General features: G+C 55.6%; 20 protein-coding genes. 10 read left to right on the plus strand and 10 right to left on the minus strand.

Going from position 1 to position 21958, the window contains the following annotated elements; translation table 11 throughout:
• Positions 1-8: 8 nt before the first annotated feature.
• A complete protein-coding gene (gene rppH / locus ACQG0T_RS18500; protein ID WP_003862791.1) occupies positions 9-539 on the minus strand; it encodes an RNA pyrophosphohydrolase in 531 nt (176 codons plus the stop codon).
• Positions 540-1221: 682 nt separating this feature from the next.
• Between rppH and mutH the strand changes: the two genes are divergently transcribed.
• The 3 genes from mutH (at position 1222) to ACQG0T_RS18515 (ending at position 3434) form a co-directional block, all read left to right on the plus strand.
• Positions 1222-1914, plus strand: a complete 693-nt coding sequence (mutH, locus tag ACQG0T_RS18505; RefSeq protein ID WP_033487604.1) for a DNA mismatch repair endonuclease MutH — start codon at positions 1222-1224, stop codon at positions 1912-1914.
• Between the two features lie 128 nt (positions 1915-2042).
• Positions 2043-2261, plus strand: coding sequence for a YgdI/YgdR family lipoprotein (locus tag ACQG0T_RS18510; protein WP_003862794.1), 219 nt, complete (start codon positions 2043-2045; stop codon positions 2259-2261).
• 132 nt (positions 2262-2393) lie between these two features.
• A complete protein-coding gene (locus tag ACQG0T_RS18515) occupies positions 2394-3434 on the plus strand; it encodes an NADP(H)-dependent aldo-keto reductase (protein WP_015571754.1) in 1041 nt (346 codons plus the stop codon).
• 93 nt (positions 3435-3527) lie between these two features.
• Here ACQG0T_RS18515 and lplT read toward each other — a convergent pair whose 3' ends face one another.
• Both lplT and aas read right to left on the minus strand, forming a co-directional pair.
• A complete protein-coding gene (gene lplT, locus ACQG0T_RS18520; protein WP_252051571.1) occupies positions 3528-4721 on the minus strand; it encodes a lysophospholipid transporter LplT in 1194 nt (397 codons plus the stop codon).
• A complete protein-coding gene (aas, locus tag ACQG0T_RS18525) occupies positions 4714-6873 on the minus strand; it encodes a bifunctional acyl-ACP--phospholipid O-acyltransferase/long-chain-fatty-acid--ACP ligase (protein ID WP_252051573.1) in 2160 nt (719 codons plus the stop codon). Before aas ends, lplT begins: the two co-directional genes overlap by 8 nt.
• A gap of 617 nt (positions 6874-7490) precedes the next feature.
• Here aas and galR point away from each other — a divergent pair.
• Positions 7491-8513, plus strand: a complete 1023-nt coding sequence (gene galR, locus ACQG0T_RS18530; protein ID WP_252051575.1) for an HTH-type transcriptional regulator GalR — start codon at positions 7491-7493, stop codon at positions 8511-8513.
• Here the strand turns inward: galR and ACQG0T_RS18535 are convergent.
• The 4 genes from ACQG0T_RS18535 to ACQG0T_RS18550 form a co-directional block, all read right to left on the minus strand.
• Complete coding sequence (locus ACQG0T_RS18535) at positions 8468-8944, minus strand: GNAT family N-acetyltransferase (RefSeq protein ID WP_023314773.1); 477 nt, start codon at positions 8942-8944, stop codon at positions 8468-8470. The genes galR and ACQG0T_RS18535 overlap by 46 nt on opposite strands.
• Positions 8941-9714 (minus strand): GntR family transcriptional regulator, encoded by a 774-nt coding sequence (locus tag ACQG0T_RS18540; RefSeq protein WP_271040445.1) that lies wholly within the window; start codon positions 9712-9714, stop codon positions 8941-8943. The genes ACQG0T_RS18535 and ACQG0T_RS18540 overlap by 4 nt, the downstream gene beginning before the upstream one ends.
• A gap of 78 nt (positions 9715-9792) precedes the next feature.
• Positions 9793-11220, minus strand: a complete 1428-nt coding sequence (locus ACQG0T_RS18545) for a glycoside hydrolase family 1 protein (protein ID WP_058686056.1) — start codon at positions 11218-11220, stop codon at positions 9793-9795.
• Between the two features lie 7 nt (positions 11221-11227).
• Positions 11228-12553, minus strand: coding sequence for a PTS sugar transporter subunit IIC (locus ACQG0T_RS18550; protein WP_032649375.1), 1326 nt, complete (start codon positions 12551-12553; stop codon positions 11228-11230).
• Positions 12554-12852: 299 nt separating this feature from the next.
• Here ACQG0T_RS18550 and ACQG0T_RS18555 point away from each other — a divergent pair, with 299 nt between their 5' ends.
• A complete protein-coding gene (locus ACQG0T_RS18555) occupies positions 12853-13890 on the plus strand; it encodes a LacI family DNA-binding transcriptional regulator (RefSeq protein WP_003862814.1) in 1038 nt (345 codons plus the stop codon).
• On the opposite strand, the gene lysA is transcribed toward ACQG0T_RS18555, so the two are convergent.
• Entirely contained in the window at positions 13860-15122 is a 1263-nt protein-coding gene (gene lysA, locus ACQG0T_RS18560) for a diaminopimelate decarboxylase (RefSeq protein ID WP_017692727.1), read from the minus strand. The genes ACQG0T_RS18555 and lysA overlap by 31 nt on opposite strands.
• Before the next feature lie 120 nt (positions 15123-15242).
• On the opposite strand from lysA, the gene ACQG0T_RS18565 reads away from it, so the two are divergent.
• Positions 15243-16169: a LysR family transcriptional regulator gene (locus tag ACQG0T_RS18565; RefSeq protein WP_017382857.1), complete on the plus strand. Its 927-nt coding sequence runs from the start codon at positions 15243-15245 to the stop codon at positions 16167-16169.
• Here ACQG0T_RS18565 and ACQG0T_RS18570 read toward each other — a convergent pair.
• Complete coding sequence (locus ACQG0T_RS18570) at positions 16164-16856, minus strand: aspartate/glutamate racemase (RefSeq protein ID WP_017382858.1); 693 nt, start codon at positions 16854-16856, stop codon at positions 16164-16166. The two genes, ACQG0T_RS18565 and ACQG0T_RS18570, sit on opposite strands and share 6 nt — an antisense overlap.
• 135 nt (positions 16857-16991) lie before the next feature.
• Between ACQG0T_RS18570 and ACQG0T_RS18575 the strand changes: the two genes are divergently transcribed.
• Complete coding sequence (locus ACQG0T_RS18575; RefSeq protein ID WP_271040446.1) at positions 16992-17315, plus strand: cupin domain-containing protein; 324 nt, start codon at positions 16992-16994, stop codon at positions 17313-17315.
• A 32-nt stretch (positions 17316-17347) separates the two neighbouring features.
• On the opposite strand, the gene wzz(fepE) is transcribed toward ACQG0T_RS18575, so the two are convergent.
• Entirely contained in the window at positions 17348-18484 is a 1137-nt protein-coding gene (wzz(fepE), locus tag ACQG0T_RS18580) for an LPS O-antigen length regulator Wzz(fepE) (RefSeq protein ID WP_271040447.1), read from the minus strand.
• A 544-nt stretch (positions 18485-19028) separates the two neighbouring features.
• Between wzz(fepE) and ACQG0T_RS18585 the strand changes: the two genes are divergently transcribed.
• Genes ACQG0T_RS18585 through ACQG0T_RS18595 form a run of 3 tightly spaced genes read left to right on the plus strand, consistent with a single transcriptional unit; the run spans position 19029 to position 21954 of the window.
• On the plus strand, positions 19029-19919 hold the full coding sequence (locus ACQG0T_RS18585; RefSeq protein ID WP_003862825.1) for a carbohydrate ABC transporter permease: 891 nt from the start codon (positions 19029-19031) through the stop codon (positions 19917-19919).
• The gene (locus ACQG0T_RS18590) at positions 19912-20814 is read left to right on the plus strand and encodes a carbohydrate ABC transporter permease (RefSeq protein ID WP_045344634.1); all 903 of its coding nucleotides are present in this window, start codon (positions 19912-19914) and stop codon (positions 20812-20814) included. The genes ACQG0T_RS18585 and ACQG0T_RS18590 overlap by 8 nt, the downstream gene beginning before the upstream one ends.
• 12 nt (positions 20815-20826) lie before the next feature.
• Complete coding sequence (locus ACQG0T_RS18595) at positions 20827-21954, plus strand: ABC transporter ATP-binding protein (RefSeq protein WP_023295369.1); 1128 nt, start codon at positions 20827-20829, stop codon at positions 21952-21954.
• Positions 21955-21958: the final 4 nt, after the last annotated feature.

Genomic DNA, 21958 nt, shown 5'->3' on the forward strand with positions numbered 1-21958 from the left:
TGCGTAGCTTAACCTCTTTTACGTCGCCAGGCAGGTGCGCTCTGTGGCTTCGGAGGCGTCTCCTGAAGCTGCATCACGACACTTGCGAACTCTTTCATCACCCTACGATATACATCGCGCTTAAATGACACGACCTGACGAACCGGATACCAGTAGCTTACCCAGCGCCAGCCATCAAACTCTGGCGTGCTGCTGGTTTGCATATTGATATCTGAATCGTTGCCCACCAACTGCAAAAGAAACCACTTCTGTTTCTGGCCGATACAAACCGGCTTTGTGTCCCAACGCACCAAACGTTTCGGTAACTTGTAACGCAACCAGTTGCGGGTCGAAGCCAGGATGCGAACATCTTTTCGGCTTAAACCAACCTCTTCAAACAGCTCCCGGTACATCGCTTGTTCTGGGGACTCTCCGGGATTGATCCCGCCTTGCGGGAACTGCCAGGAGTGCTGACCATATCGCCGGGCCCACATCACCTGGCCCTGACGATTACAAATTACTATTCCTACGTTTGGGCGGTAGCCATCGTCATCAATCACCGGACTACCCCAAACTAAATCTGATATATGAATGATTGTTTCACACTACAGGGAGGCGGTAAACCACTCTCTTACAGGCCTGCAACCTAATAACATTTGAATAACTCACAATTTAGTGCGGAGTTATAAACAGATGCGGGCGACAGAGACCATTTTTATTCACCTTTTCTGTGGATATAGTTGTGAAGAAGTGCGGAATTACCGATGAACAACCTTGTAGCCCGACGAGCCGCCAATTTACCCGCTTATAATAAATCATTTAAATTCATATGATTATATTGAAATTAAGGGTATCCAGGGCGATAAACGTGACGATCATCACATCAAAGATCCTCCTGCTGATGAAAGATCGAACAGCGTCGGTTTTATCCACAGTTTGTGCCAATAAGTTAGGCACAATTTGTGTGAAAATTCGATTTTCATCGCACGTCAAGGCTGTAAATTGAAACAGTAGTGGCAGTTATTCCCAGTTATCCCATTTTTCTGTGGATAACATGGTGTAAGATCCTGTTTATTGTCAGTGACCAGAATTGCACAACCTGTTTTTTAGCCGCCGCGGGACGGATTGTATTCTAAAAAAGATGATATAAATCATCCACATGGAATAGGTGCACAGAAAAAGGTAAACTCTGTCCACAAGGGATAAAATATCAGCTCATTTTTTAATCAAAAGGTCGTTAGCATGCAATCTCTCGCCCCACTGCTCTCTCCTCCCGTCAGTGAAGCCCAGTTGCTCCAGCAGGCACAACGCCTGGCAGGCTATTCACTGGGCGAGCTGGCCGTGATGGCGGGGTTGACGATACCTAACGATCTAAAGCGTGATAAGGGCTGGATCGGCGTGTTGCTGGAACGCTGGCTGGGCGCAAGCGCGGGCAGTAAACCCGAGCAGGATTTTGCGGCGCTGGGGGTGGAACTGAAGACGATCCCCATCGATAGCCAGGGACGGCCGCTGGAAACCACCTTTGTCTGCGTTGCGCCGCTCACAGGTAACAGCGGAGTGACCTGGGAAACCAGCCACGTCAGGCATAAGCTGAAGCGGGTGTTGTGGGTACCCGTTGAGGGCGACAGGCAGATCCCGCTGGCTGAGCGTCGCGTTGGCGCCCCGCTGCTCTGGAGCCCGAATGAAGAAGAGGAGAGACAGCTTTCCCAGGACTGGGAAGAGCTGATGGACATGATTGTGCTGGGACAGGTTGAGCGTATCACCGCCCGGCATGGCGAAGTGCTGCAACTTCGTCCCAAAGCCGCCAACAGCAAAGCGCTCACTGAAGCGGTAGGCGCACAGGGCGAACCGATCCTGACGCTGCCGCGCGGTTTCTATCTTAAAAAGAATTTCACCGGGGCGCTGCTGGCACGCCACTTCCTGTTGAAAACATAGTTTTTTACCAATTTTGCGCTCCGGCTAACATAATCTCCTCCTTTTTAAGATTTCCCCCCTTTCACCTGTCGTAATATCAGGTTATTACTACACTATGATTTGATACGAGCCAGGTGAGGATGAGAACGATGAAAAAATGGGCAGTAATTATCTCAGCAGTCGGTTTAGCGTTTGCGGTATCGGGTTGCAGCAGCGACTATGTCATGTCAACGAAAGATGGTCGTATGATCCTGACCGATGGCAAACCCGAAGTCGACGACGATACCGGTCTGGTGAGTTACCGCGATCGCGAAGGCAATCAAATGCAGATTAATCGCGACGAAGTCTCCCAGATCATCGAGCGTTAAACAGATAAAGGTCAGTAGCTTGCTGGCCTTTTTGATTTTTTCCTTCCCCTTTTGCCTTCCCTCTGCCATGTTTATATTCCTTTGTCGGGAGGTTCCTGACGCAGTCTGTATGTCAAAAAAAGGAAACCGGCTATGCATTATCACCGTATCCCCCACAGCGCTCTGGAGATCAGCCAACTGGGGTTGGGCACCATGACATTTGGTGAACAAAACAGCGAAGCCGATGCCCATGCACAACTCGATTACGCCGTCAGCCAGGGCATTAACCTGATTGACGTGGCGGAGATGTACCCCGTTCCTCCCCGCCCGGAAACACAAGGTCTTACTGAAACGTATGTCGGCAACTGGCTGGCGAAACGCGGCAATCGCGAAAAGCTGGTCATCGCCTCCAAAGTCAGCGGCCCTTCCCGTAATAACGATGCCGGGATCCGCCCTAACCAGATCCTCGATCGCAAGAATATCCGTGCCGCGCTGGATGCCAGCCTTAAGCGCCTGCAAACCGACTATCTCGATCTTTATCAGGTGCACTGGCCGCAGCGTCCGACGAACTGCTTCGGTAAGCTTGGCTACACCTGGAACGAAAGTGCTCCGGCCGTTACCCTGCTGGAAACGCTGGAAGCGCTCACGGAGTGCCAGCGGGCGGGTAAGATCCGCTACATCGGCGTTTCCAACGAGACGGCGTTTGGCGTGATGCGCTATCTGCATCTGGCCGATAAACACGATCTGCCGCGCATCGTGACCATTCAGAACCCGTACAGCCTGCTGAACCGCAGTTATGAAGTGGGTCTGGCGGAGGTGACGCAGTACGAAGAGGTGGAGCTGCTCGCCTACTCCTGTCTGGGCTTCGGTACCCTGACGGGCAAATACCTGAACGGCGCGAAACCGGCTGGCGCGCGTAACACGCTTTTCAGCCGCTTCACCCGCTATAGCGGCGAGCAGACGCAAAAAGCCGTTGCGGCCTACGTGGATATCGCGAAACGCCACGGACTCGATCCGGCGCAGATGGCGCTGGCCTTCGTGCGTCGTCAGCCGTTTGTGGCGAGTACCCTGCTCGGCGCAACGACGATGGATCAGTTGAAAACCAATATTGAGAGTTTCCATCTGAACCTGAGTGAAGAGGTATTAGCGGAGATTGAAGCGGTGCATCAGGTTTATACCTACCCGGCACCGTAATAAAAGCAAAACGGCAACGTGCGTTGCCGTTTTTAGGGTTTTCACCCTCTCCCCGTGGGAGAGGGCCGGGGTGAGGGCATCAGGCCGCACAATTCAACGACGACGCTGCCAGACCCACAGCCCGCTAATCGCCAGCGCGAACAGCGCGCCGAATCCTACCCCGATTGCCACGACCGGCGCACCTGCTTTTACCGCCAGCGAGTAAATCCCCAGCATCAGTAACATCGCCATGTTTTCACCAAGGTTTTGCACCGCAATGGCGTTACCCGCCCCAACGGTCTGCTTGCCGCGCTCCTGCAACAGCGCGTTTAGCGGCACCACAAAGAAACCGCCTAAAATGCCGATCAGCAACAGCAGGGCATAGGCAGGCAATAGGGCATGTTGCAGGGAGAAGAACAGAACGCCGACGCCAATCAGGATCCCCGCAGGCATGCAGCGCGCGACGGTTTCCAGCGTCACCAGTTTTGCCGCAGCCCCGGCCCCGACAACAATCCCGACGGCGACCATGGCATTCAGATAAGTCGGCGTGGCGTTGTCAGTAATGCCCAGCGCCACCGGCACCCACAGCACCAGCAGGAAACGCAGCGTAACGCCGGCCCCCCAGAACATGCTGGTGCCCATCAGCGAGAAGCGTGTTTCACCGTTACGCCACAGTACGCGGCAGGCGTTGAAGAAGCTACCGGTCATTGGCCCGAAGCGCCAGGATTGCCCCGGACGCGCCACGGCCAGTTTGGGGATAAACAGGTTGGCGATCACCGCGCCACCGTACATCAGGGCGCAGATGCCAAGCGCGGCGAGCACATGCCAGTCTGCCAGTACGCCACCCGCCACCGAACCCAGCAGAATAGCCGCAATGGTGGAGGACTCCATCAGGCCGTTGGCCTTCACCAGCTTATCACCGGTGGTGAGCTCACCCAGAATACCGTACTTCGCCGGGGAGTAGGCTGCCGCACCAATGCCCACCAGCGTGTAGCCGACAAACGGGTTGATACCAAAGCAGATACTTGCCGCGCCCAGAAGCTTAAGGCTGTTGGCAAACATCATGACACGACCTTTCGGGAAGCTGTCCGCCAACTGGCCGACAAACGGCGCAAATACGATGTAAGCACCCACAAACACCATCTGTAGGATCGGCTGGCTCCAGTCGGGATAAAACTCAGCTTTCAGCAATGCCAGCGTGGCAAACAGCAACGCGTTATCGCCGAACGCGGAAAGAAACTGGGCGGCGATAACCGCCATCATGCCTTTCGACCAGATTGAAGTGTTAGTGTGCACTGACTCACGCATTTTGCTGTTCTGCCTCTTCAACCATGCCCTTCAGGGTCACGAAATCGGGTTTACCGCTGCCCAGCACCGGTAACTGTTTGAGGTAACGAATATCGCGGGGGACCGCCAGCTCGGGGATACCGTGTTCGCGTGCATACCTGAGCAGCGCATCACGCTTCAGTTCACCGTCTGTCGTGAAGAGCACCAGCGCCTCGCCTTTACTGGCATCACTTTTCACCACGGTCGCATGCATTTTCTCCGCCGAGACTGCGGTCGCCAGCGTTTCGACCATTTCAAGAGAGACCATTTCCCCGGCGATTTTGGCGAAGCGTTTTGCACGTCCCTGGATCTGCACGAAGCCCTGATCGTCGAAGCGCACGATATCGCCCGTGTCGTACCAGCCCGTTTCAACCTCGCCATTGACGTTCTCGGCCGTCGGCGCCTCAAGCACGCCCGGGTTTTCCACACGCAGATAGCCGTTCATGACGTTCGGCCCTTTCAGTTGAAGACGTCCGCCGTCTTCAATACCCGGCACCGCCAGCAGACGTGCGTCCAGCCCCGGCAGAATGCGGCCAACCGTTCCCGGTTTTGCCGCCATCGGAACGTTGATGGAGACCACCGGCGCGCACTCCGTCACGCCATAGCCTTCCAGAATGCGCAGGCCAAACTTGTCCTGCCAGATCTGGCGCGTGCTGTCCTGGAGTTTTTCCGCGCCCGCCACCACGTAGCGTACGCGGAAGAAATCATACGGGTTGGCGAAGCGCGCGTAGTTACCGAGGAAGGTGGACGTCCCGAACAGCACCGTGCAGTTACGGTCATAAACCAGTTCCGGCACAATGCGGTAGTGCAGCGGGCTTGGGTAGAGGAACACCTCGGCACCGGTCAGCAGCGGCGTAAAGAGACCCACGGTCAGACCAAAGGAGTGGAACAGCGGCAGCGCCGACATAAAGCGATCGTTGGCGGTAAAGTCAGCAATAGTTTTAATCTGTTCGACGTTCGCCAGAATGCTTTTGTGGCTGTGAACCACACCTTTCGGGTTACCTTCAGAGCCAGAGGTAAAGAGGATAATGGCATCATCTTCCGGCTGCTGCTTAACCTGCGCCAGACGCGGCATCAGCAGGTGCGCGAAAATCCACAGCTTGTCGGCGGTCGTGACGTCTGCTTTCAGATCTTCCAGGAACACCCAGCGCACCTGCGTCAGCTGTTCCGGCAGGTGCCACAGCTTGCCTTTATCCAGGAACTGGCGGGAGGTAAAGATGGTGTTGATTTGTGCTGCGGTAATCGCGCTGGAGAGCCCTTTCACGCCCGCCGTGTAGTTCATCATCGCCGGAATGCGGCCCCGGGAGGTGGCACCAAAGATTACCGCCGCGCTGATACCCGCGTTTGGCAGCATCAGGCCGATCTTTTCGCCCTGTTTGCTGTACTTTTCCAGAATACGCCCGACAAACAGCGTTTTGGTCAACAGCTTACGGTAGGTATCTGGCGTAAAACTGATGTCTTCGATGCAGTTTTTCTTCGCACCGTAGCGATACTGCGCCGACAGCAACGATTCATACAGCGTTTCGCGCGGGCGAACGGCCATGCGCGCTTCCATCATAATCTGGTGCAGCATTTCCCCGGCGATTTTACGGCGGTCGCGCGCACGCGGCGCCTCGGGCATCGGCAGTGACGTCGGCGGTAATATATGCAGGGTAATTTTCGGGAACAGACGCTGCTTCACCAGCCCTTTCAGACGGCTGAAAAAGGTCAGCTCAGCCCCGTCGATGCGTAGCGGCACGACGGTGGCCTGAGACTTCGCCGCGACAAAACCGGCCCCGTCGTAAATTTTCATCAGGGAGCCCGTCACTGAAATACGCCCTTCCGGGAAGATAACCACCGGGCGCCCCTGCCCAATCAGACGCACCAGATGCTTAATCATCATCGGTTTGGTTGGGTCGAGCGGGACAAAATCAATCAGCGGTTTGAGCCAGCGCATGTACCATTTTTCACTGATGGAGCTGTACACCGCGAAGACGGGCCGCACGGGCAAAAACAGCGCCAGCAATACGCCATCAAGAAAAGAGACGTGATTCGGTGTGATAAGCACACGCTCGCCATAGAGTGCCTGCGTATCGCCAGTCACGCGGATGCGAAACAGGACACGAAACAGTGTGCGGAAGAACCCAAAAAGCATTTCAACTCCCTTTGCCAGCCAGTGTGAAAGGTATAAATGGTGGCAGATTACACGAGAAGTAGTGAGGGAGCGATAGCAAAAACAGAGGCGAAAAAAAACCTGCGCATCCGCGCAGGCTGGTGCAAGAGAAGAGTACGAAAACGTACCAGGAATTCTCACCAATCAATACCTCTGGGATCTTGATTGTGGCCTCCGGCGACAGGCTTCGCCAGCGGGAAAACGCAAGGGAATGAGCCGAAGTGCAACCAGGTGTGAATATTCTCTTTTGCTGTTACAGGTTGAACTTACAGGCAAAAAAAAACCTGCGTAAAACGCAGGTTGGTGTAAATCGTGTTAATCAACCGAAGTTGATTCCACCTATCAATACCTCTGGGATCTCGACTCTAGCAATTCACTACGCATCGTTGCTAACGGACAATCGCAACAGCCTGAGGCAAAGTGTAACTAAAGGTTCAGATTGACATTATTCAGACATGACTGGCCGTGTAACGATTACACCGCGAGGGATGTTCTGCTTCACGTTTGCAGAGGACGCTTACCCGCTCCCCTTGAATGCGCGCCGCTTTTCCGCAACACTAGTTAGTGTGTAAACGCTTACCCCTATAAGAAGGTATTGAATGGCGACAATTAAGGATGTGGCTCGTCTGGCCGGTGTTTCCGTCGCGACCGTCTCCCGCGTGATCAACAACTCCCCTAAAGCGAGTGATGCATCGCGCCAGGCCGTGCAGGACGCCATGGAAAACCTGAATTATCACCCTAACGCCAACGCGCGCGCCCTTGCCCAGCAGTCGACAGAAACCATCGGGCTGGTGGTCGGAGATGTATCCGATCCGTTTTTCGGTGCAATGGTCAAAGCCGTAGAACAAGTCTCTTATCACACCGGAAATTTCCTGCTGATTGGTAATGGCTACCACAATGAACAGAAAGAGCGCCAGGCCATTGAGCAGCTGATCCGTCATCGCTGTGCGGCGCTGGTGGTCCATGCAAAAATGATCCCCGACGCCGAACTGATCCATCTGATGAAACAGATGCCGGGGATGGTGATTATCAACCGTATTATTCCCGGTTTTGAAACCCGCTGCGTGGCGCTCGACGACCGTTACGGCGCATGGCTCGCAACCCGTCACCTGATCCAGCAGGGCCATACCCGCATTGGTTATCTGTGCTCCAACCACCCAATTTCCGATGCGGAAGATCGCCTTCAGGGCTATTACGACGCGCTGCGCGAAGCCGGTCTGCCGTGCAACGATCGTCTTGTGGCGTACGGAGAACCGGATGAGAGTGGCGGCGAGCAGGCGATGACGGAGCTGCTGGGCCGCGGGCGGAATTTCACCGCCGTGGCCAGCTATAACGACTCCATGGCCGCCGGCGCAATGGGCGTGCTGAATGATAACGGGATTGACGTCCCGGCAGAAATTTCGCTGATTGGCTTTGATGATGTGCTGGTATCGCGCTACGTGCGCCCTCGCCTGACCACCGTGCGCTACCCGATTGTGACCATGGCAACGCAGGCGGCAGAACTGGCATTAGCGCTGGCCGAGCATCGCCCGCCACCGGAAATTATCCACCTGTTCAGCCCAACCTTAGTGCGCCGTCACTCGGTGGTATCGCCCGCGGAAGCCGTGAGCGAACAGCGATAGAGATGGACGGTTTTATCCGGGTATTCCAGCGCATCGCCGATGTAGTGCCAGCCGTAACGTTCGTAGAAGTCGCGGCAGGCAGACCAGAGATGCAGCTCGTGATACCCGGCGCGTCGCGCGTAGCCGATAACATGCTGCTGAAGTTTTCCCGCCAGCCCGTTTCCCCGGGCGGCTTCATCGACATACAGCGCAGCCAGCCAGGGGTGGAGATCCTGCCGGGAAATTAAATCGCAACGCCATAACCCAACGGTGCCCAGCAGCTGGTCATCCTCAACGGCAATAAAGGTGAGCGGTAACTCGCCCGGCATGAGGCTGTGCTCGACAATGCTCTGGAAAAAGGCACGCGGCATACCTTCACCAAACGCGTTCCAGATCCAGTCGATCACCTGCTGTGTAAACTGCGGCGCAGCGTGAAGCGGCAGTATATTCACACCAGCTTCCCCTGGAAAAGGGGGACCGATTCAAAGAGATAGCCGTCAAAATCGGGCGCGTCTTCGTCTGACAGCTCAAGCAGGCTCTTTTTGACGTTTTCAAGATGCTGGAACATCGCCTGCCACGCCCCCATCACGTCGCGGCGGCGGAGCGCAGCGAGAATGGTTTGCCTGTCGCCGAGCCATTTCAGCCGCCAGGCGCGGCTGGCGATGTGGCCGTTGAACTGCTGCCACAGCGGGCTGCTGTCCATGTGATGCCAGACGCTTTCAACGGTCGCCAGCAGCATCTGGTTTTGTGTGGCCCCCGCCAGCACCAGGTGGAACATTTTGTTGTTGTCCTGGCTGCGATCGTCGGCGGCAATCGCCCGTTGCTCCTGCTCGATGATGCGGCGCAGGTTGTCGATATCCGCCCGCGTCGCCATTTTTGCGGCAAAGGCGGCAATGTTGCTTTCAAGCAGCTGGCGCGCCTGAAGAATTTCAAACGGACCCACGTCACTGTTCAGAAAACGTTCTTCCTCGTTTTCATGCTCCTCCGGAATGCGCATCACGTACACGCCAGACCCCTGGCGAATATCCACCGTCCCCTGTAGCTCAAGCATCAGCAGCGCCTCGCGCACGATAGTGCGGCTCACGCCATACGTCTCGGCGATGTTGCGCTCCGGCGGCAGACGCGATCCCATGGGATAATGCCCCTGGATAATCTGCGCCCGTAAATCCTCGCCAATCTCCTGGTACTGTTTTTTTTCCGGCAGGATGACAGCCTTATCCACGTTTTCACCTGTGTTTTTCAGTTAATGCGCGGGCCGGATGTCCTCCCGGCCAGTTTGTGCGCTATTTTACCAGAAGGCTTACTTCCATTCATCGTCAACCCTGAGCGTCAGCACACGCTCATCGCGCAGCTGGCGGAACCAGGACGCTGATTTCTTTGCCCGCCGTGCGCGATGGTTTTCAAGGTCGATCTCAATAAGCCCGTAGCGGTTTTTAAACGCGTTCATCGGGGAGACGTTGTCGGTGAACGCCCACAGCATATAGCCGTGGCAGTTAGCCCCCGCCTCCCGCGCCAGCAGCGTGTAATAAAGATGTTCGCTGATAAACGCGATGCGGTACGCATCATCGATAATCCCGTCGCGATTGCGAAACTGCGCTTCATTCTCCACGCCCATCCCGCTTTCCGCTACAAACCAGTCAATGTTGCGATAGTCGTTTTTAATCCGCATCGCCATGTCGTAAATAATGCGCGGGAAGATCTCCCAGCCGCGGGAGGTGTTCATCCTCCGCCCCGGCAGCTCGAACGGCTCGTAGTAGTAGGCCGGATGGAACGGCGTCTCCGGGTGCCAGGCGCGGGATGGCGCTTTGACGCGGTGCGGGTAATAGAGGTTGATCCCTAGCTCGTCAACGGTGTTGTCGGCAATCAGCGCCAGCTCGTCAGCCGTGTAGTCCCACTGCACCTGATGCTGCGCCAGCAGGGTAAAGAGCGCCTGCGGATAGCGCCCGTGCACCAGCGGGTCAAGAAAGACGCGGTTATAGAACAGATCGTACATCTCTGCCGCCCGCACGTCATGCGGCGCGCGCGAGCGCGGATAGGTCACTTCCGGGTTAAGAATACAGCCCACCGAGCCGTCATACCCTTTCTCGCGAAACAGCTTCACCACTTTCGCCGTCGCCAGCACCTTATGGTGGTTCCACTGCATCCAGGTGCTGGTGTTCTGCTCATAGGGCCAGCGCAGCGCGTCGAGGTAGACGCGCGTCTGGACCACAATCGGCTCGTTGAAGGTAAACCAGCGGGTGACTTTGCCGTGAAAGCGCTCAAACACCTTTTCCGCATAGCGAACGAACAGCTCGACGACGTGCTTCGACGCCCAGCCGCCGTAGGTCTCCAGCAGCACGCCCGGCAATTCGTAGTGTTCCAGGCAGATCATCGGCTCAATGCCCTGACGGTGCATTTCATCGAACAGCGCGTCGTAATAGGCGGCGTACTCTTCATCTACGGTGGCGTTTTCATAGTCGGTCAAAAAGCGCGACCAGTTGATCGAGGTGCGATAGTGCGTCAGTCCCGCCTGCTTCATCAGCGCCACGTCTTCGCGAAAGCGATTGATAAAGTCGGTTGCCACCGCCGGGCCGTAGCCGTTGTGCCAGACGTGACGATCGTTCTTGTACCAGAGATCGATCCACGAATCCTGCCCCGGCTTTTTGCCGCTCCAGCCCTCGGTCTGCCAGGCCGATGCCGCCGCGCCCAGCATAAAATCTGGCGGTATGGTTATCTGTTTTATGCTCATCCTGTCCTCATGCGTTATCGGTGGCTTGTTGCAGTGCGGCCTGATCTGCGCGGCGTGAGGCAATTTTCACAAACGGCAGATAGATGATCACCGCAGTCACGATGCAGATAAACTGGGTGATCACCGCCCCCATGGAGCCCGCGGTTGACAGCCAGGCGTTGATCAGCGGCGGCGTGGTCCAGGGCACCATCACCACGGCTTTCCCGGCAAATCCGGTCACGGTGGCAAAGTAGCCAATCGAGCCCGTCACCAGCGGCGTGATGATGAACGGGATAGCCAGGATCGGGTTGAGCATGACTGGCATCCCGAAGATCACCGGCTCGTTGATGTTAAAAATACCCGGCCCGATGGAGAGCTTAGCGATCTCCTTCATCTCTTTACGTTTTGTGGCAATCATGACGGCTATCAGCAGGCCGATGGTCAGGCCGGAGCCGCCGATGCTCATATACACATCCCAGAACGGCATGGTGATGATGTTTGGCACCTCTTTGCCCTGCTCGAACGCGCTCATGTTGACAGTGATCGCCCCCAGCAGCAGCGGCTCGCGGATCGGCTTGATCATCTGGTTGCCGTGAATACCAATCACCCAGAACAGCTGGGCGACAAACATCAGCAGCAGGATCCCCGGCAGGCTTTGCACCACGCGCTCCAGCGGCTGTTGCACCACCTGGTAAACCGCGTCGTAGAGATACATTCCGGTAACCCGATGAAACACGAAGCCAAAAGTCGCAATGGCGGTGGTGGTGATAATGGCCGGGATCAGCGCAGAGAACGACGCGGCGACGTTCGGCGGCACCGTGTCTGGCATCCTGATTTTCAGCCCCTTGCGGTTTTCCAGCCAGCAGTAAATCTCCACTGACAGGATGGCGATAAACATGCCGAGGAACAGGCTGCGGGTATCCGAGAACTGGCGCAGCAGCACGTCTTTCACCACGTGCATCTCGCCGTCCACCAGCATTTCCACCGTGGTCGGCGTCACGCAGATAAAGCAGATCACCGCCAGCAGGCCGGGGAACAGGGACTTAATGCCGTTAATACGCCCCAGCTCAATGCCGATTAAAAACACCGCGCCGATGTTGAGAAAGTTGAGCGTGGCATAGTTCAGCGCACTGGTGATCGGCTTTAACGCCGCCAGAAACGACAGCGACTGAAAGCTCGCCAGGCCGTTTTTCGGATCCAGCACCATATTGGAGATCAGTACCGAGAACGCCCCCACAATGATGACCGGCATTAAGGTAATAAACGCAGACTTGATCGCCTGGATATAGCGATAGCTGTTGAAGGTGGTGGCAAAACTGCCCAGAGCGTCGATCAGTTTTTCCTGAAATGCCATAGGGTAATACCTCAGTAAAAGGGCTTTTATTGAATAAGAGGGACAGCCGGATACTATTGGCATGCCAAAAATAGCGTCCACAGGCGCTTTGTTCTGTGATTAAGCTCTCAATGAGGTAAGAGGTATTCCAGATTGCGATTTATCACCATTTTGGCATGCCAATGACAGGCATTTATCCCGCGGGCGAGGATCGTTACCGAAAAGCGTGATCGTTATGGGGTTTTGCCCTTCCCACGTCGCTTATGCGCCGGATGGTCTGTGTTAAACTGCAAACCATTACGTGGAAACAGGAATTTCGAATGGCAACAATGCTGGATGTCTCACTGCGTGCGGGCGTGTCGAAGGCCACCGTTTCGCGCGTGCTGAACGGCACAGGTCAGGTTAAAGAGAGCACGCGTCAGCAGGTATTTCGCGCGATGGAGGAGCTGGGCTATCGTCCGAACTTTCTCGCGCGTTCGCTGGCTAACCAGACCAGCAACAGCATTGGTCTGGTCGTCTCGACGTTCGACGGTTTTTACTTTGGTCGTTTGCTACAGCAGGCGTCACGGCAGACCGAAAAGCACGGAAAACAGCTGATTGTTACCGACGGTCACGACGCCCCTGAACAGGAAGAACAGGCGGTGCAGATGCTCGCCGATCGCAAGTGCGACGCCATCGTGCTGTATACGCGTTACATGAGCGAAAAGACGATCCTGAAGCTGATCAACAGCGTGCAGACGCCGCTGGTGATCATTAACCGTGAAGTGAGCCAGGCGGCGGATCGCTGCGTCTTCTTTGAACAGCAGGACGCAGCCTTCAAAGCGGTGGATTACCTGATAAGCCAGGGCCACCGGGAGATCGCCTGTATCACCGTCCCGATCCACACGCCAACGGGTAAAGCGCGACTGATGGGCTACCGTAAGGCGCTGGAGAAGCACGGTATTCGTCTCGACGAGCGGCGGATTAAATACGGCGATGCAGGCATGACGCGGGGTTACGAGCTGTGCAAGGAGCTGATTGCGGAAAAGACATCGTTCAGCGCCCTGTTTGCCTGTAACGATGATATGGCCCTGGGCGCCTCCAAAGCATTACACCAGGCCGGGCTGAAGATCCCGCAGGATATTTCGCTGTTTGGTTTTGACGATGCCCCCAGCGCAAAGTGGCTGGAGCCTGCCCTGTCGTCGGTGTATCTGCCGATCGACAACATGATCGTCACGGCGATCGACCAGGCGATCCGGCTGGCAAAAAACCAGCCGGTTGAAGCGATCCCGCCGTTCACCGGCACCCTGGTGTTACGCGATTCGGTGACGACGGGGCCCTGGTTTAATCAGACCAGCTCTAACGCCAGCAGCTCCTGAATGGTCTGGCGACGGCGAATCAGCCGCGCCACGCCGTTATCAAACAATACTTCCGGCAGCAGCGGGCGGCTATTGTAGTTGGAAGACATAGACGCCCCGTACGCGCCAGTATCATGCAGCACCAGATAATCTCCCGGTTTTACCTCTGGCAGCGAACGGGTTTCGACTTTCCCGCCTTCCTGCTGAGTAAAGACGTCACCGGATTCACACAGCGGGCCAGCAACAACGGTCTCGATGCGCGGGGCGTTGACCAGATCGCGGCCATCGGCGGCAAGCGCGGTGATGTGATGATAGCTGCCGTACATGGACGGGCGCATCAGATCGTTGAAGCCAGCATCAATCAGCACAAAGTGACGGCTTCCCATCTCCTTCACGCTCCGCACCTGCGCCACCAGCACGCCAGCTTCGGCGACCAGGAAACGACCCGGCTCAATCTCCAGCTTCACCGCATGACCCAGATGGGCGGCGATGCTGTCACGCGCGGCGCTCCACAGGCCGTAATAGTGATCCGTGTCGATCGCCTCTTCCCCTTCGCGGTAAGGAATCGAAAGCCCTCCCCCGGCGGAGATCGCCTCCAGATCCTGACCAAAATCGATAACCTGACGCACCATGGCGCCACAGACCTGTTCAAGATGGCCATAATCCACGCCGGACCCGATATGCATGTGAATGCCCACCAGCTTGAGGTTGTAGCGTTGTAAAACCTCCAGCGCCGCAGGCATATCGGCATACCAGATCCCGTGCTTGCTGTTTTCGCCCCCGGTGTTGGTTTTCTGACTGTGACCGTGACCAAAGCCCGGGTTGATGCGCAGCCAGACGCGATGGCCAGGAGAGACCTGCCCAAGCTGTTCCAGCATATCCACCGAACCGGCATTGACCGGGATTTGCAGCTCATGCACGCGCGCCAGCGTGGCGTCGTCAATCAGGTCAGCGGTGAAGACGATCGCGTCGCTGTCGGCTTTCGGATCAAACCCGGCCGCCAGCGCACGTTCGATTTCACCCAGCGATACGGAGTCAACCTTCACGCCCTGCTCGCGCATCAGGCGCAGAATATGAATATTGGAGCAGGCCTTCTGCGCAAAACGCACCACGTCAAACTGATGCAGCGCGGCGATCTTCTCGCGGACAATCTGCGCATCGTAGACCCACACCGGGCAGCCGAATTCGGCAGGCAAGCGCAGCAGGTTATCGGCGTTTAAATCGGTCTCAGTCTGGTTGAGTGGGCGTGGCATGGTCGTCTCCGGAAATCTGTTTTTTATCATTACGCCATAGCCTGAAGAGAATAAAAAATATCGTTTTATCTTGAGTCTATGCAAAAATGATATGGACTACGCTCAGCCATCAGGTGCCCTATGCCCGCCGTTAACCTACGCCATATCGAGATTTTTCATGCGGTAATGACCACCGGCAATCTCACTGAAGCCGCGCACATGCTGCACACCTCGCAGCCGACGGTCAGCCGCGAGCTGGCGCGTTTTGAGAAAGTGCTGGGGCTGAAGCTGTTTGAACGCGCCCGCGGCAGGCTGCATCCAACGGTGCAGGGTTTACGCCTGTTTGAGGAGGTTCAGCGCTCCTGGTACGGGCTGGACAGGATCGTGAGCGCGGCAGAGAGCCTGAGGGAGTTCCGCCAGGGCGAGCTGTCCATCGTCTGCCTGCCGGTCTTTTCCCAGTCATTCCTGCCAGTACTGTTACAGCCGTTTCTGGCCCGCTATCCGGAGGTCAGTCTGACCATCGTGCCGCAGGAGTCGCCGCTGCTGGAGGAGTGGCTTTCGGCCCAGCGCCACGATCTGGGTCTGACCGAAACCCTCGTCACGCCAGCGGGAACGGAACGCACGGAGCTGCTGTCGCTGGATGAGGTCTGCGTGCTACCTGCCAGCCACCCGCTTGCCCACAAAGCGGAGCTGACGCCGGCGGATTTTCACGGTGAGAACTATATCAGCCTGTCGCAGACCGACAGCTACCGGCAGCTTCTGGATGGCCTGTTTGCCGAACATCAGGTGAAGCGGCGGATGGTGATGGAAACGCACAGTGCGGCGTCTATTTGTGCGATGGTGCGCGCGGGCGTGGGTATTTCGGTGGTGAACCCGCTCACGGCCATGGACTACGCCAGCAGCGGCGTGGTTCTGCGCCGTTTTAGCGTTTCCGTTCCCTTTACCGTGAGCCTGATCCGCCCGCTGCACCGGCCCGCCTCAGCGCTGGTTGATGCCTTTAGTGAACACCTGATTGCGCACGCGCGTCAGGTGGCGCTTCGCTTACCTGACCTGCAAAAACCACTATGACAGCATGAACTCCACCGCATCCGCGGCATGGATGGCGGCAGTATCGAAGACCGGTATCGGGCTTTGGTCTGCCGGCACCAGCAGGCCAATTTCGGTACAGCCGAAGATAACCCCTTCCGCCCCCTGCTGCGCCAGTTTCTCAATCACGCTGACGTACCATGCGCGCGACGTTTCGCTGAAGGTGCCCAGACACAGCTCATCAAAAATAATCTGGTTAATGCGCGCCCGGTCAGCCTCTTCAGGGATCAGGCTTTCAATCCCGAACTGGCTGTTCAGCCGCCCGCGGTAAAAATCCTGCTCCATGGTGTAGCGCGTCCCCAGCAGCGCCACGCGCGTCATGCCGGCGGCACGTATGGCACGCCCGGTGGCATCCGCGATATGTAAGAACGGCAGCGAACAGCGGTCTTCAATGTGCGACGCCACCTTATGCATGGTATTGGTACACAGCAGAATACCCTGCGCGCCCGCACGCTCCAGCCCAAGCGCGGCGTCCGCCAGCATCTGCCCCGCTTTGTCCCACTCCCCGCTCGACTGGCAGGCTTCTATTTCATGGAAATCCACGCTGTGCAGCAGCAGGCTGGCCGAATGCAGACCGCCCAGACGCTGTTTGACGCCTTCATTAATCAGGCGGTAGTACGGGATCGTTGATTCCCAGCTCATGCCCCCTAACAGACCGATCGTTTTCATCTTTCCTCCTGTGCGTTTCACCCAGTGAAGCAAACTTGTGATCGCCTTTCCAGTTATTTGGCTAAACGTTTCCTTTTCGCCGCGGGTGCGATAAGTTAAATGAAACAATGTTTCATTACATAACAGGGCGAAAATATGTTTATTTTCCATAAAGAGACCACGCTTGAGGATCTGGGCAACGGCGTGACGCGTCGTATTCTGGCGCACGACGGCAGGATGATGGCGGTGGAAGTGAATTTCGAGCAAGGCGCGATTGGCCCGATGCATAACCATCCGCATGAGCAGCTCACCTACGTTCTCTCGGGGGAATTTGAGTTCACCATTGACGAGGAGAAGCATGTGGTGATGGCGGGCGACACCCTCTATAAAGCGCCGCACGTGATGCACGGCTGCGTTTGCCTGAAACCCGGCACCCTGCTGGATACCTTTACGCCGGTTCGCGAAGATTTCCTGAAATAAAAAAGGCGCTCAGTTGAGCGCCTTTTTTGATGTTATTCCGTAACCGGCTCAGGAAGTTGTTCCGGCAGCGGGTTGCGGGTGCTCATTGCCTCGCGCAGCAGCACGCTGCCACAGGCGAACAGTCCACCCAGAATACACGCCAGCAGCACGATCAGGGCTTTGCCCGGGCCATCTTTTTTCACCGGCATAGAAGGTGAAAGCTGGTATTTGAACGGCTCCAGGCTCACATCTTCGAAGGAAAGTTTTTGCAGCTGTGCCAGATAGTATTCGCGGTTCTGGAAATCGGCGTTCAGCTCAGAAACGTCCTTCAGATTTTTTTCAATCTGCAATTTCTGCGCAATCCCGTCCGCACCGAGGGCGACGGAATAATCCGGATCGTCTTTCACCGCCTGTCCATTGCTGTAGACCGGCTTTTTGATCCCTGCCGCGTTCGCCACTTCCAGCGAGTAGTTCAGGCGTTGCAGGTTGGTATTATGGATATTTGTCAGACGGACCCGATCCAGCTCCAGCTGCTGCTGAACCGTTTTGGTTCTCAGGATCAGCTGATCGCGAATGTTTTGCATGGTCTCCTGCTCGACGATGCGGGAGATGTACTGAATGTAACCATTCAACACTTTCTGCGCGTCCTCTGCCGTTGGGGCAGTGAAGCTTAACGTCCAGGAGAGGTACGGTGCTTTATCGGCATTTTTTTCCTGCGTGTTATCAACGGCTTTCATCTTTTCGGCAATATTGACCACCGCGCGGTGCAGCTCCAGCGGGTCAACCTGAGCGCCATCGAGCTGAGCCATCACGTAAGGTGAGCTCTTCATGTACTCTTCAAGCAGAGACTGGGACTGAAACTTTTTAACAAACAGATTAAACACATCCGCAAGGGTAATTTTCACGTCGACATCAAGCACCTGGAGCGCCACCATCATCTGGCGTAGCGAACTCCACTGCGTCTGTTCCGCGGGCGTAATGACCGCTTTACTGGTCCATTTTTGCGGTATCAGAAAGGCGATTGCCAGGCCGACCAGTGCAAATGCAAAGACAATGGTGATGATGCGTTTTTTTGCTGCCAGCAGGACGTCCAGCAGACCCAGAAGATCTATTTCTTTAGCGCTGACCGCCGGGGGAGCATAGTGAGGAAAGTTGAGATCCGTATGTTTTTTGAAATCCATCGCTGACATAACTGTTCTTCTTTTAAGGATGCAGTGAAATTCTGCCTGACTGGTTCCGGTGTAACAAATCATACAAGAATGTAAGAATTATCTGAATGACGAATTGGTACATCTGTAGACCTGCTATCAGATCTGGTAGTTAGCCACGCTGCGTGACTATTCTTATTCCCGCTCCCTTTTTGCTTCGTTATCTCTTCCTCATGGCCGGCGGCAAAGCTTCGTGAAAAGTCAAAAATGCCACCTCCCTCACTATATTGAAACAGCGTTTCGACGCCGATCACATTTCCACCATTAAGCGAATGACGCAGAAATAAATCGCAATAATATAAAATAAAACGATGTTTTAGTATCCAAGAACGCCGGTTCAGCTCTTTTGAAACCAGAAGCGCTTACAGCACAAAGAAAGACAAAAAAGCGTTAAAAAACAAACGTAGATTTCGCCTTTTCCAGACGTTGCACCCTGAATTTCAGCTCTCATGCCGCGCATCGCAGGCCTGGGAAAATGTAACAAAGCAGATTTCGTATTAAACCATTGATTGCCAGGTAGGTATGTATGAATGAAAACAAGTTGCTGGGGCTCGCATGGATATCACCCTACATCATCGGGCTGATACTCTTTACGGCATTCCCCTTCGTCTCATCGTTTTTCCTCAGCTTTACGGATTACGATTTGATGAGTCCGCCGGTGTTTAACGGCATTGAAAACTATCGCTACATGTTTACCGAAGACACGCTCTTCTGGAAATCCATGGGCGTGACCTTTGCCTATGTATTTTTAACCATCCCGTTAAAACTCGCCTTTGCATTAGGAATTGCCTTTGTCCTGAACTTTAAATTACGCGGCATCGGCTTTTTCCGAACGGCCTACTATATTCCGTCGATCCTCGGCAGCTCCGTCGCCATTGCCGTATTGTGGCGCGCCTTATTTGCCATTGATGGTCTGCTGAACAGCTTTATCGGTGTATTTGGCTTTGATCCGGTGAACTGGCTGGGCGAGCCGTCGCTGGCGCTGATGTCCGTTACCCTGCTACGTGTCTGGCAGTTCGGTTCCGCGATGGTCATCTTCCTGGCCGCGCTGCAAAACGTTCCGCAGTCCCAGTATGAAGCGGCAATGATCGATGGCGCATCGAAATGGCAGATGTTCATGAAGGTGACCGTGCCGCTGATTACGCCGGTGATCTTCTTCAACTTCATCATGCAGACCACGCAGGCGTTCCAGGAATTTACCGGGCCGTACGTCATTACCGGCGGCGGGCCAACCTATTCGACCTATCTGTTCTCGCTCTACATCTACGACACCGCGTTCAAGTATTTCGATATGGGCTATGGCGCGGCGCTGGCGTGGATCCTGTTCCTGGTGGTGGCCGTCTTCGCCGGTATCGCCTTTAAGTCGTCGAAATACTGGGTGTTTTACTCCGCCGATAAAGGAGGCAAAAATGGCTGATATTCAACAACTCTCCACGGCAAGAAGCGTCGCCGAACGCGAAGTGGCCCGCACGCTGCGCAGAGAGAAAATCAACGCCTCCGTTCGCTATGTGATCCTGCTGGCTGTCGGCCTGCTGATGCTTTACCCGCTGGTGTGGATGTTCTCCGCGTCGTTCAAACCGAACCACGAGATCTTCACCACCCTGAGCCTGTGGCCAGCCCACGCCACCTGGGATGGTTTCGTAAACGGCTGGAAAACCGGCACCGAGTACAACTTCGGCCATTACATGCTGAATACCTTTAAGTATGTGATCCCGAAAGTGATCCTGACCATTATCTCCTCCACCATCGTGGCGTACGGCTTTGCCCGCTTCGAGATCCCGTGGAAGAAGTTCTGGTTCGCTACGCTCATCACCACCATGCTGCTGCCCAGCACCGTGCTGCTGATCCCGCAGTACCTGATGTTCCGTGAAATGGGCATGCTCAACAGCTATATGCCGCTGTACCTGCCGCTGGCCTTCGCCACTCAGGGGTTCTTCGTCTTCATGCTGATCCAGTTCCTGCGCGGCGTCCCGCGTGACATGGAAGAGGCGGCGCAGATAGACGGCTGTAACTCCATTCAGGTGCTGTGGTACGTGGTGGTGCCGATCCTGAAACCGGCCATTATCTCCGTCGCCCTGTTCCAGTTCATGTGGTCCATGAACGACTTTATCGGGCCGCTGATTTACGTCTACAGCGTGGATAAATACCCCATCGCACTGGCGCTGAAAATGTCCATCGACGTCACCGAAGGCGCGCCGTGGAACGAAATTCTGGCAATGGCGAGCATCTCCATTCTGCCATCCATCATTGTCTTCTTCCTGGCACAGCGCTACTTCGTACAGGGCGTCACCAGCAGCGGAATTAAAGGTTAAGAGGGAAATACCATGGCTGAAGTTATTTTCAACAAGCTGGAAAAGGTCTACTCCAACGGCTTTAAAGCGGTACACGCTATCGATCTTAAAATTGCTGAAGGGGAATTCATGGTGATCGTCGGCCCATCCGGCTGCGCCAAATCCACGACCCTGCGCATGCTGGCGGGGCTGGAAACCATCAGCGGCGGCGAGGTGCGCATCGGCGACAAGATCGTGAACAACCTCGCGCCGAAAGAGCGCGGTATTGCAATGGTGTTCCAGAACTACGCCCTCTATCCGCACATGACGGTGCGCGAGAATCTGGCCTTTGGTCTCAAGCTGAGCAAACTGCCGAAAGATCAGATTGAGTCTCAGGTGAATGAAGCCGCCAAAATTCTTGAGCTGGAAGAGCTGCTCGACCGCCTGCCGCGCCAGCTTTCCGGCGGCCAGGCGCAGCGCGTGGCGGTAGGCCGTGCGATTGTGAAAAAGCCGGATGTGTTCCTGTTCGATGAGCCGCTTTCAAACCTCGACGCCAAACTGCGCGCTTCGATGCGTATCCGTATTTCTGACCTGCACAAGCAGTTGAAGAAGTCAGGAAAACCGGCGACCACCGTTTACGTGACCCACGACCAGACCGAAGCGATGACCATGGGCGACCGCATCTGCGTGATGAAGCTCGGCCATATCATGCAGGTGGACACGCCGGACAACCTCTACCACAAGCCGAAGAACATGTTCGTGGCGGGCTTTATCGGCGCGCCGGAGATGAATATACGCAAAAGCGTGCTGGTCGAAAAAGCGGGCCAGCTGCACATCGCCATTGGCGATGAAACCATGCCGCTGAACGCGGAGAAGCAGGAGAAAGTCGCGGCTTACGCGGGTCAGGAGATCTTCTACGGCGTGCGCCCGGAATTTGTGTCGCTCTCTGATGAGCCCTTCCCGAATGGCGGCTGTAGCGGGGAGATGGTGCGCGTGGAGAACATGGGCCACGAATTCTTTGTGTACCTGAAGGTCGCGGACTACGAACTGACCGCCCGAATCCCGTCCGATGAAGCTAAGCCAATGATTGATAAAGGGCTTCATCGTAAGGTGTATTTCACGTTTGAGATGAACAAGTGTCATATTTTTGACGCAAAAACTGAACAGAACCTCTCTCTCTGATGGA

Origin of the sequence: Enterobacter cloacae complex sp. 302F9 (assembly GCF_050030335.1) — a bacterium.
In the GTDB taxonomy this organism is placed as follows: Bacteria; Pseudomonadota; Gammaproteobacteria; order Enterobacterales; family Enterobacteriaceae; genus Enterobacter; species Enterobacter hormaechei_C.

Bases quoted from the DNA above. Each gene is read 5' to 3' on its own strand.
- mutH (WP_033487604.1), top strand. From the start codon at position 1,222: ATGCAATCTCTCGCCCCACTGCTCTCTCCTCCCGTCAGTGAAGCCCAG.
- ACQG0T_RS18510 (WP_003862794.1), top strand. From the start codon at position 2,043: ATGAAAAAATGGGCAGTAATTATCTCAGCAGTCGGTTTAGCGTTTGCG.
- ACQG0T_RS18515 (WP_015571754.1), top strand. From the start codon at position 2,394: ATGCATTATCACCGTATCCCCCACAGCGCTCTGGAGATCAGCCAACTG.
- lplT (WP_252051571.1), bottom strand. From the start codon at position 4,721: ATGCGTGAGTCAGTGCACACTAACACTTCAATCTGGTCGAAAGGCATG.
- aas (WP_252051573.1), bottom strand. From the start codon at position 6,873: ATGCTTTTTGGGTTCTTCCGCACACTGTTTCGTGTCCTGTTTCGCATC.
- galR (WP_252051575.1), top strand. From the start codon at position 7,491: ATGGCGACAATTAAGGATGTGGCTCGTCTGGCCGGTGTTTCCGTCGCG.
- ACQG0T_RS18545 (WP_058686056.1), bottom strand. From the start codon at position 11,220: ATGAGCATAAAACAGATAACCATACCGCCAGATTTTATGCTGGGCGCG.
- ACQG0T_RS18550 (WP_032649375.1), bottom strand. From the start codon at position 12,553: ATGGCATTTCAGGAAAAACTGATCGACGCTCTGGGCAGTTTTGCCACC.
- ACQG0T_RS18555 (WP_003862814.1), top strand. From the start codon at position 12,853: ATGGCAACAATGCTGGATGTCTCACTGCGTGCGGGCGTGTCGAAGGCC.
- lysA (WP_017692727.1), bottom strand. From the start codon at position 15,122: ATGCCACGCCCACTCAACCAGACTGAGACCGATTTAAACGCCGATAAC.
- ACQG0T_RS18565 (WP_017382857.1), top strand. From the start codon at position 15,243: ATGCCCGCCGTTAACCTACGCCATATCGAGATTTTTCATGCGGTAATG.
- ACQG0T_RS18570 (WP_017382858.1), bottom strand. From the start codon at position 16,856: ATGAAAACGATCGGTCTGTTAGGGGGCATGAGCTGGGAATCAACGATC.
- ACQG0T_RS18575 (WP_271040446.1), top strand. From the start codon at position 16,992: ATGTTTATTTTCCATAAAGAGACCACGCTTGAGGATCTGGGCAACGGC.
- ACQG0T_RS18585 (WP_003862825.1), top strand. From the start codon at position 19,029: ATGAATGAAAACAAGTTGCTGGGGCTCGCATGGATATCACCCTACATC.
- ACQG0T_RS18590 (WP_045344634.1), top strand. From the start codon at position 19,912: ATGGCTGATATTCAACAACTCTCCACGGCAAGAAGCGTCGCCGAACGC.
- ACQG0T_RS18595 (WP_023295369.1), top strand. From the start codon at position 20,827: ATGGCTGAAGTTATTTTCAACAAGCTGGAAAAGGTCTACTCCAACGGC.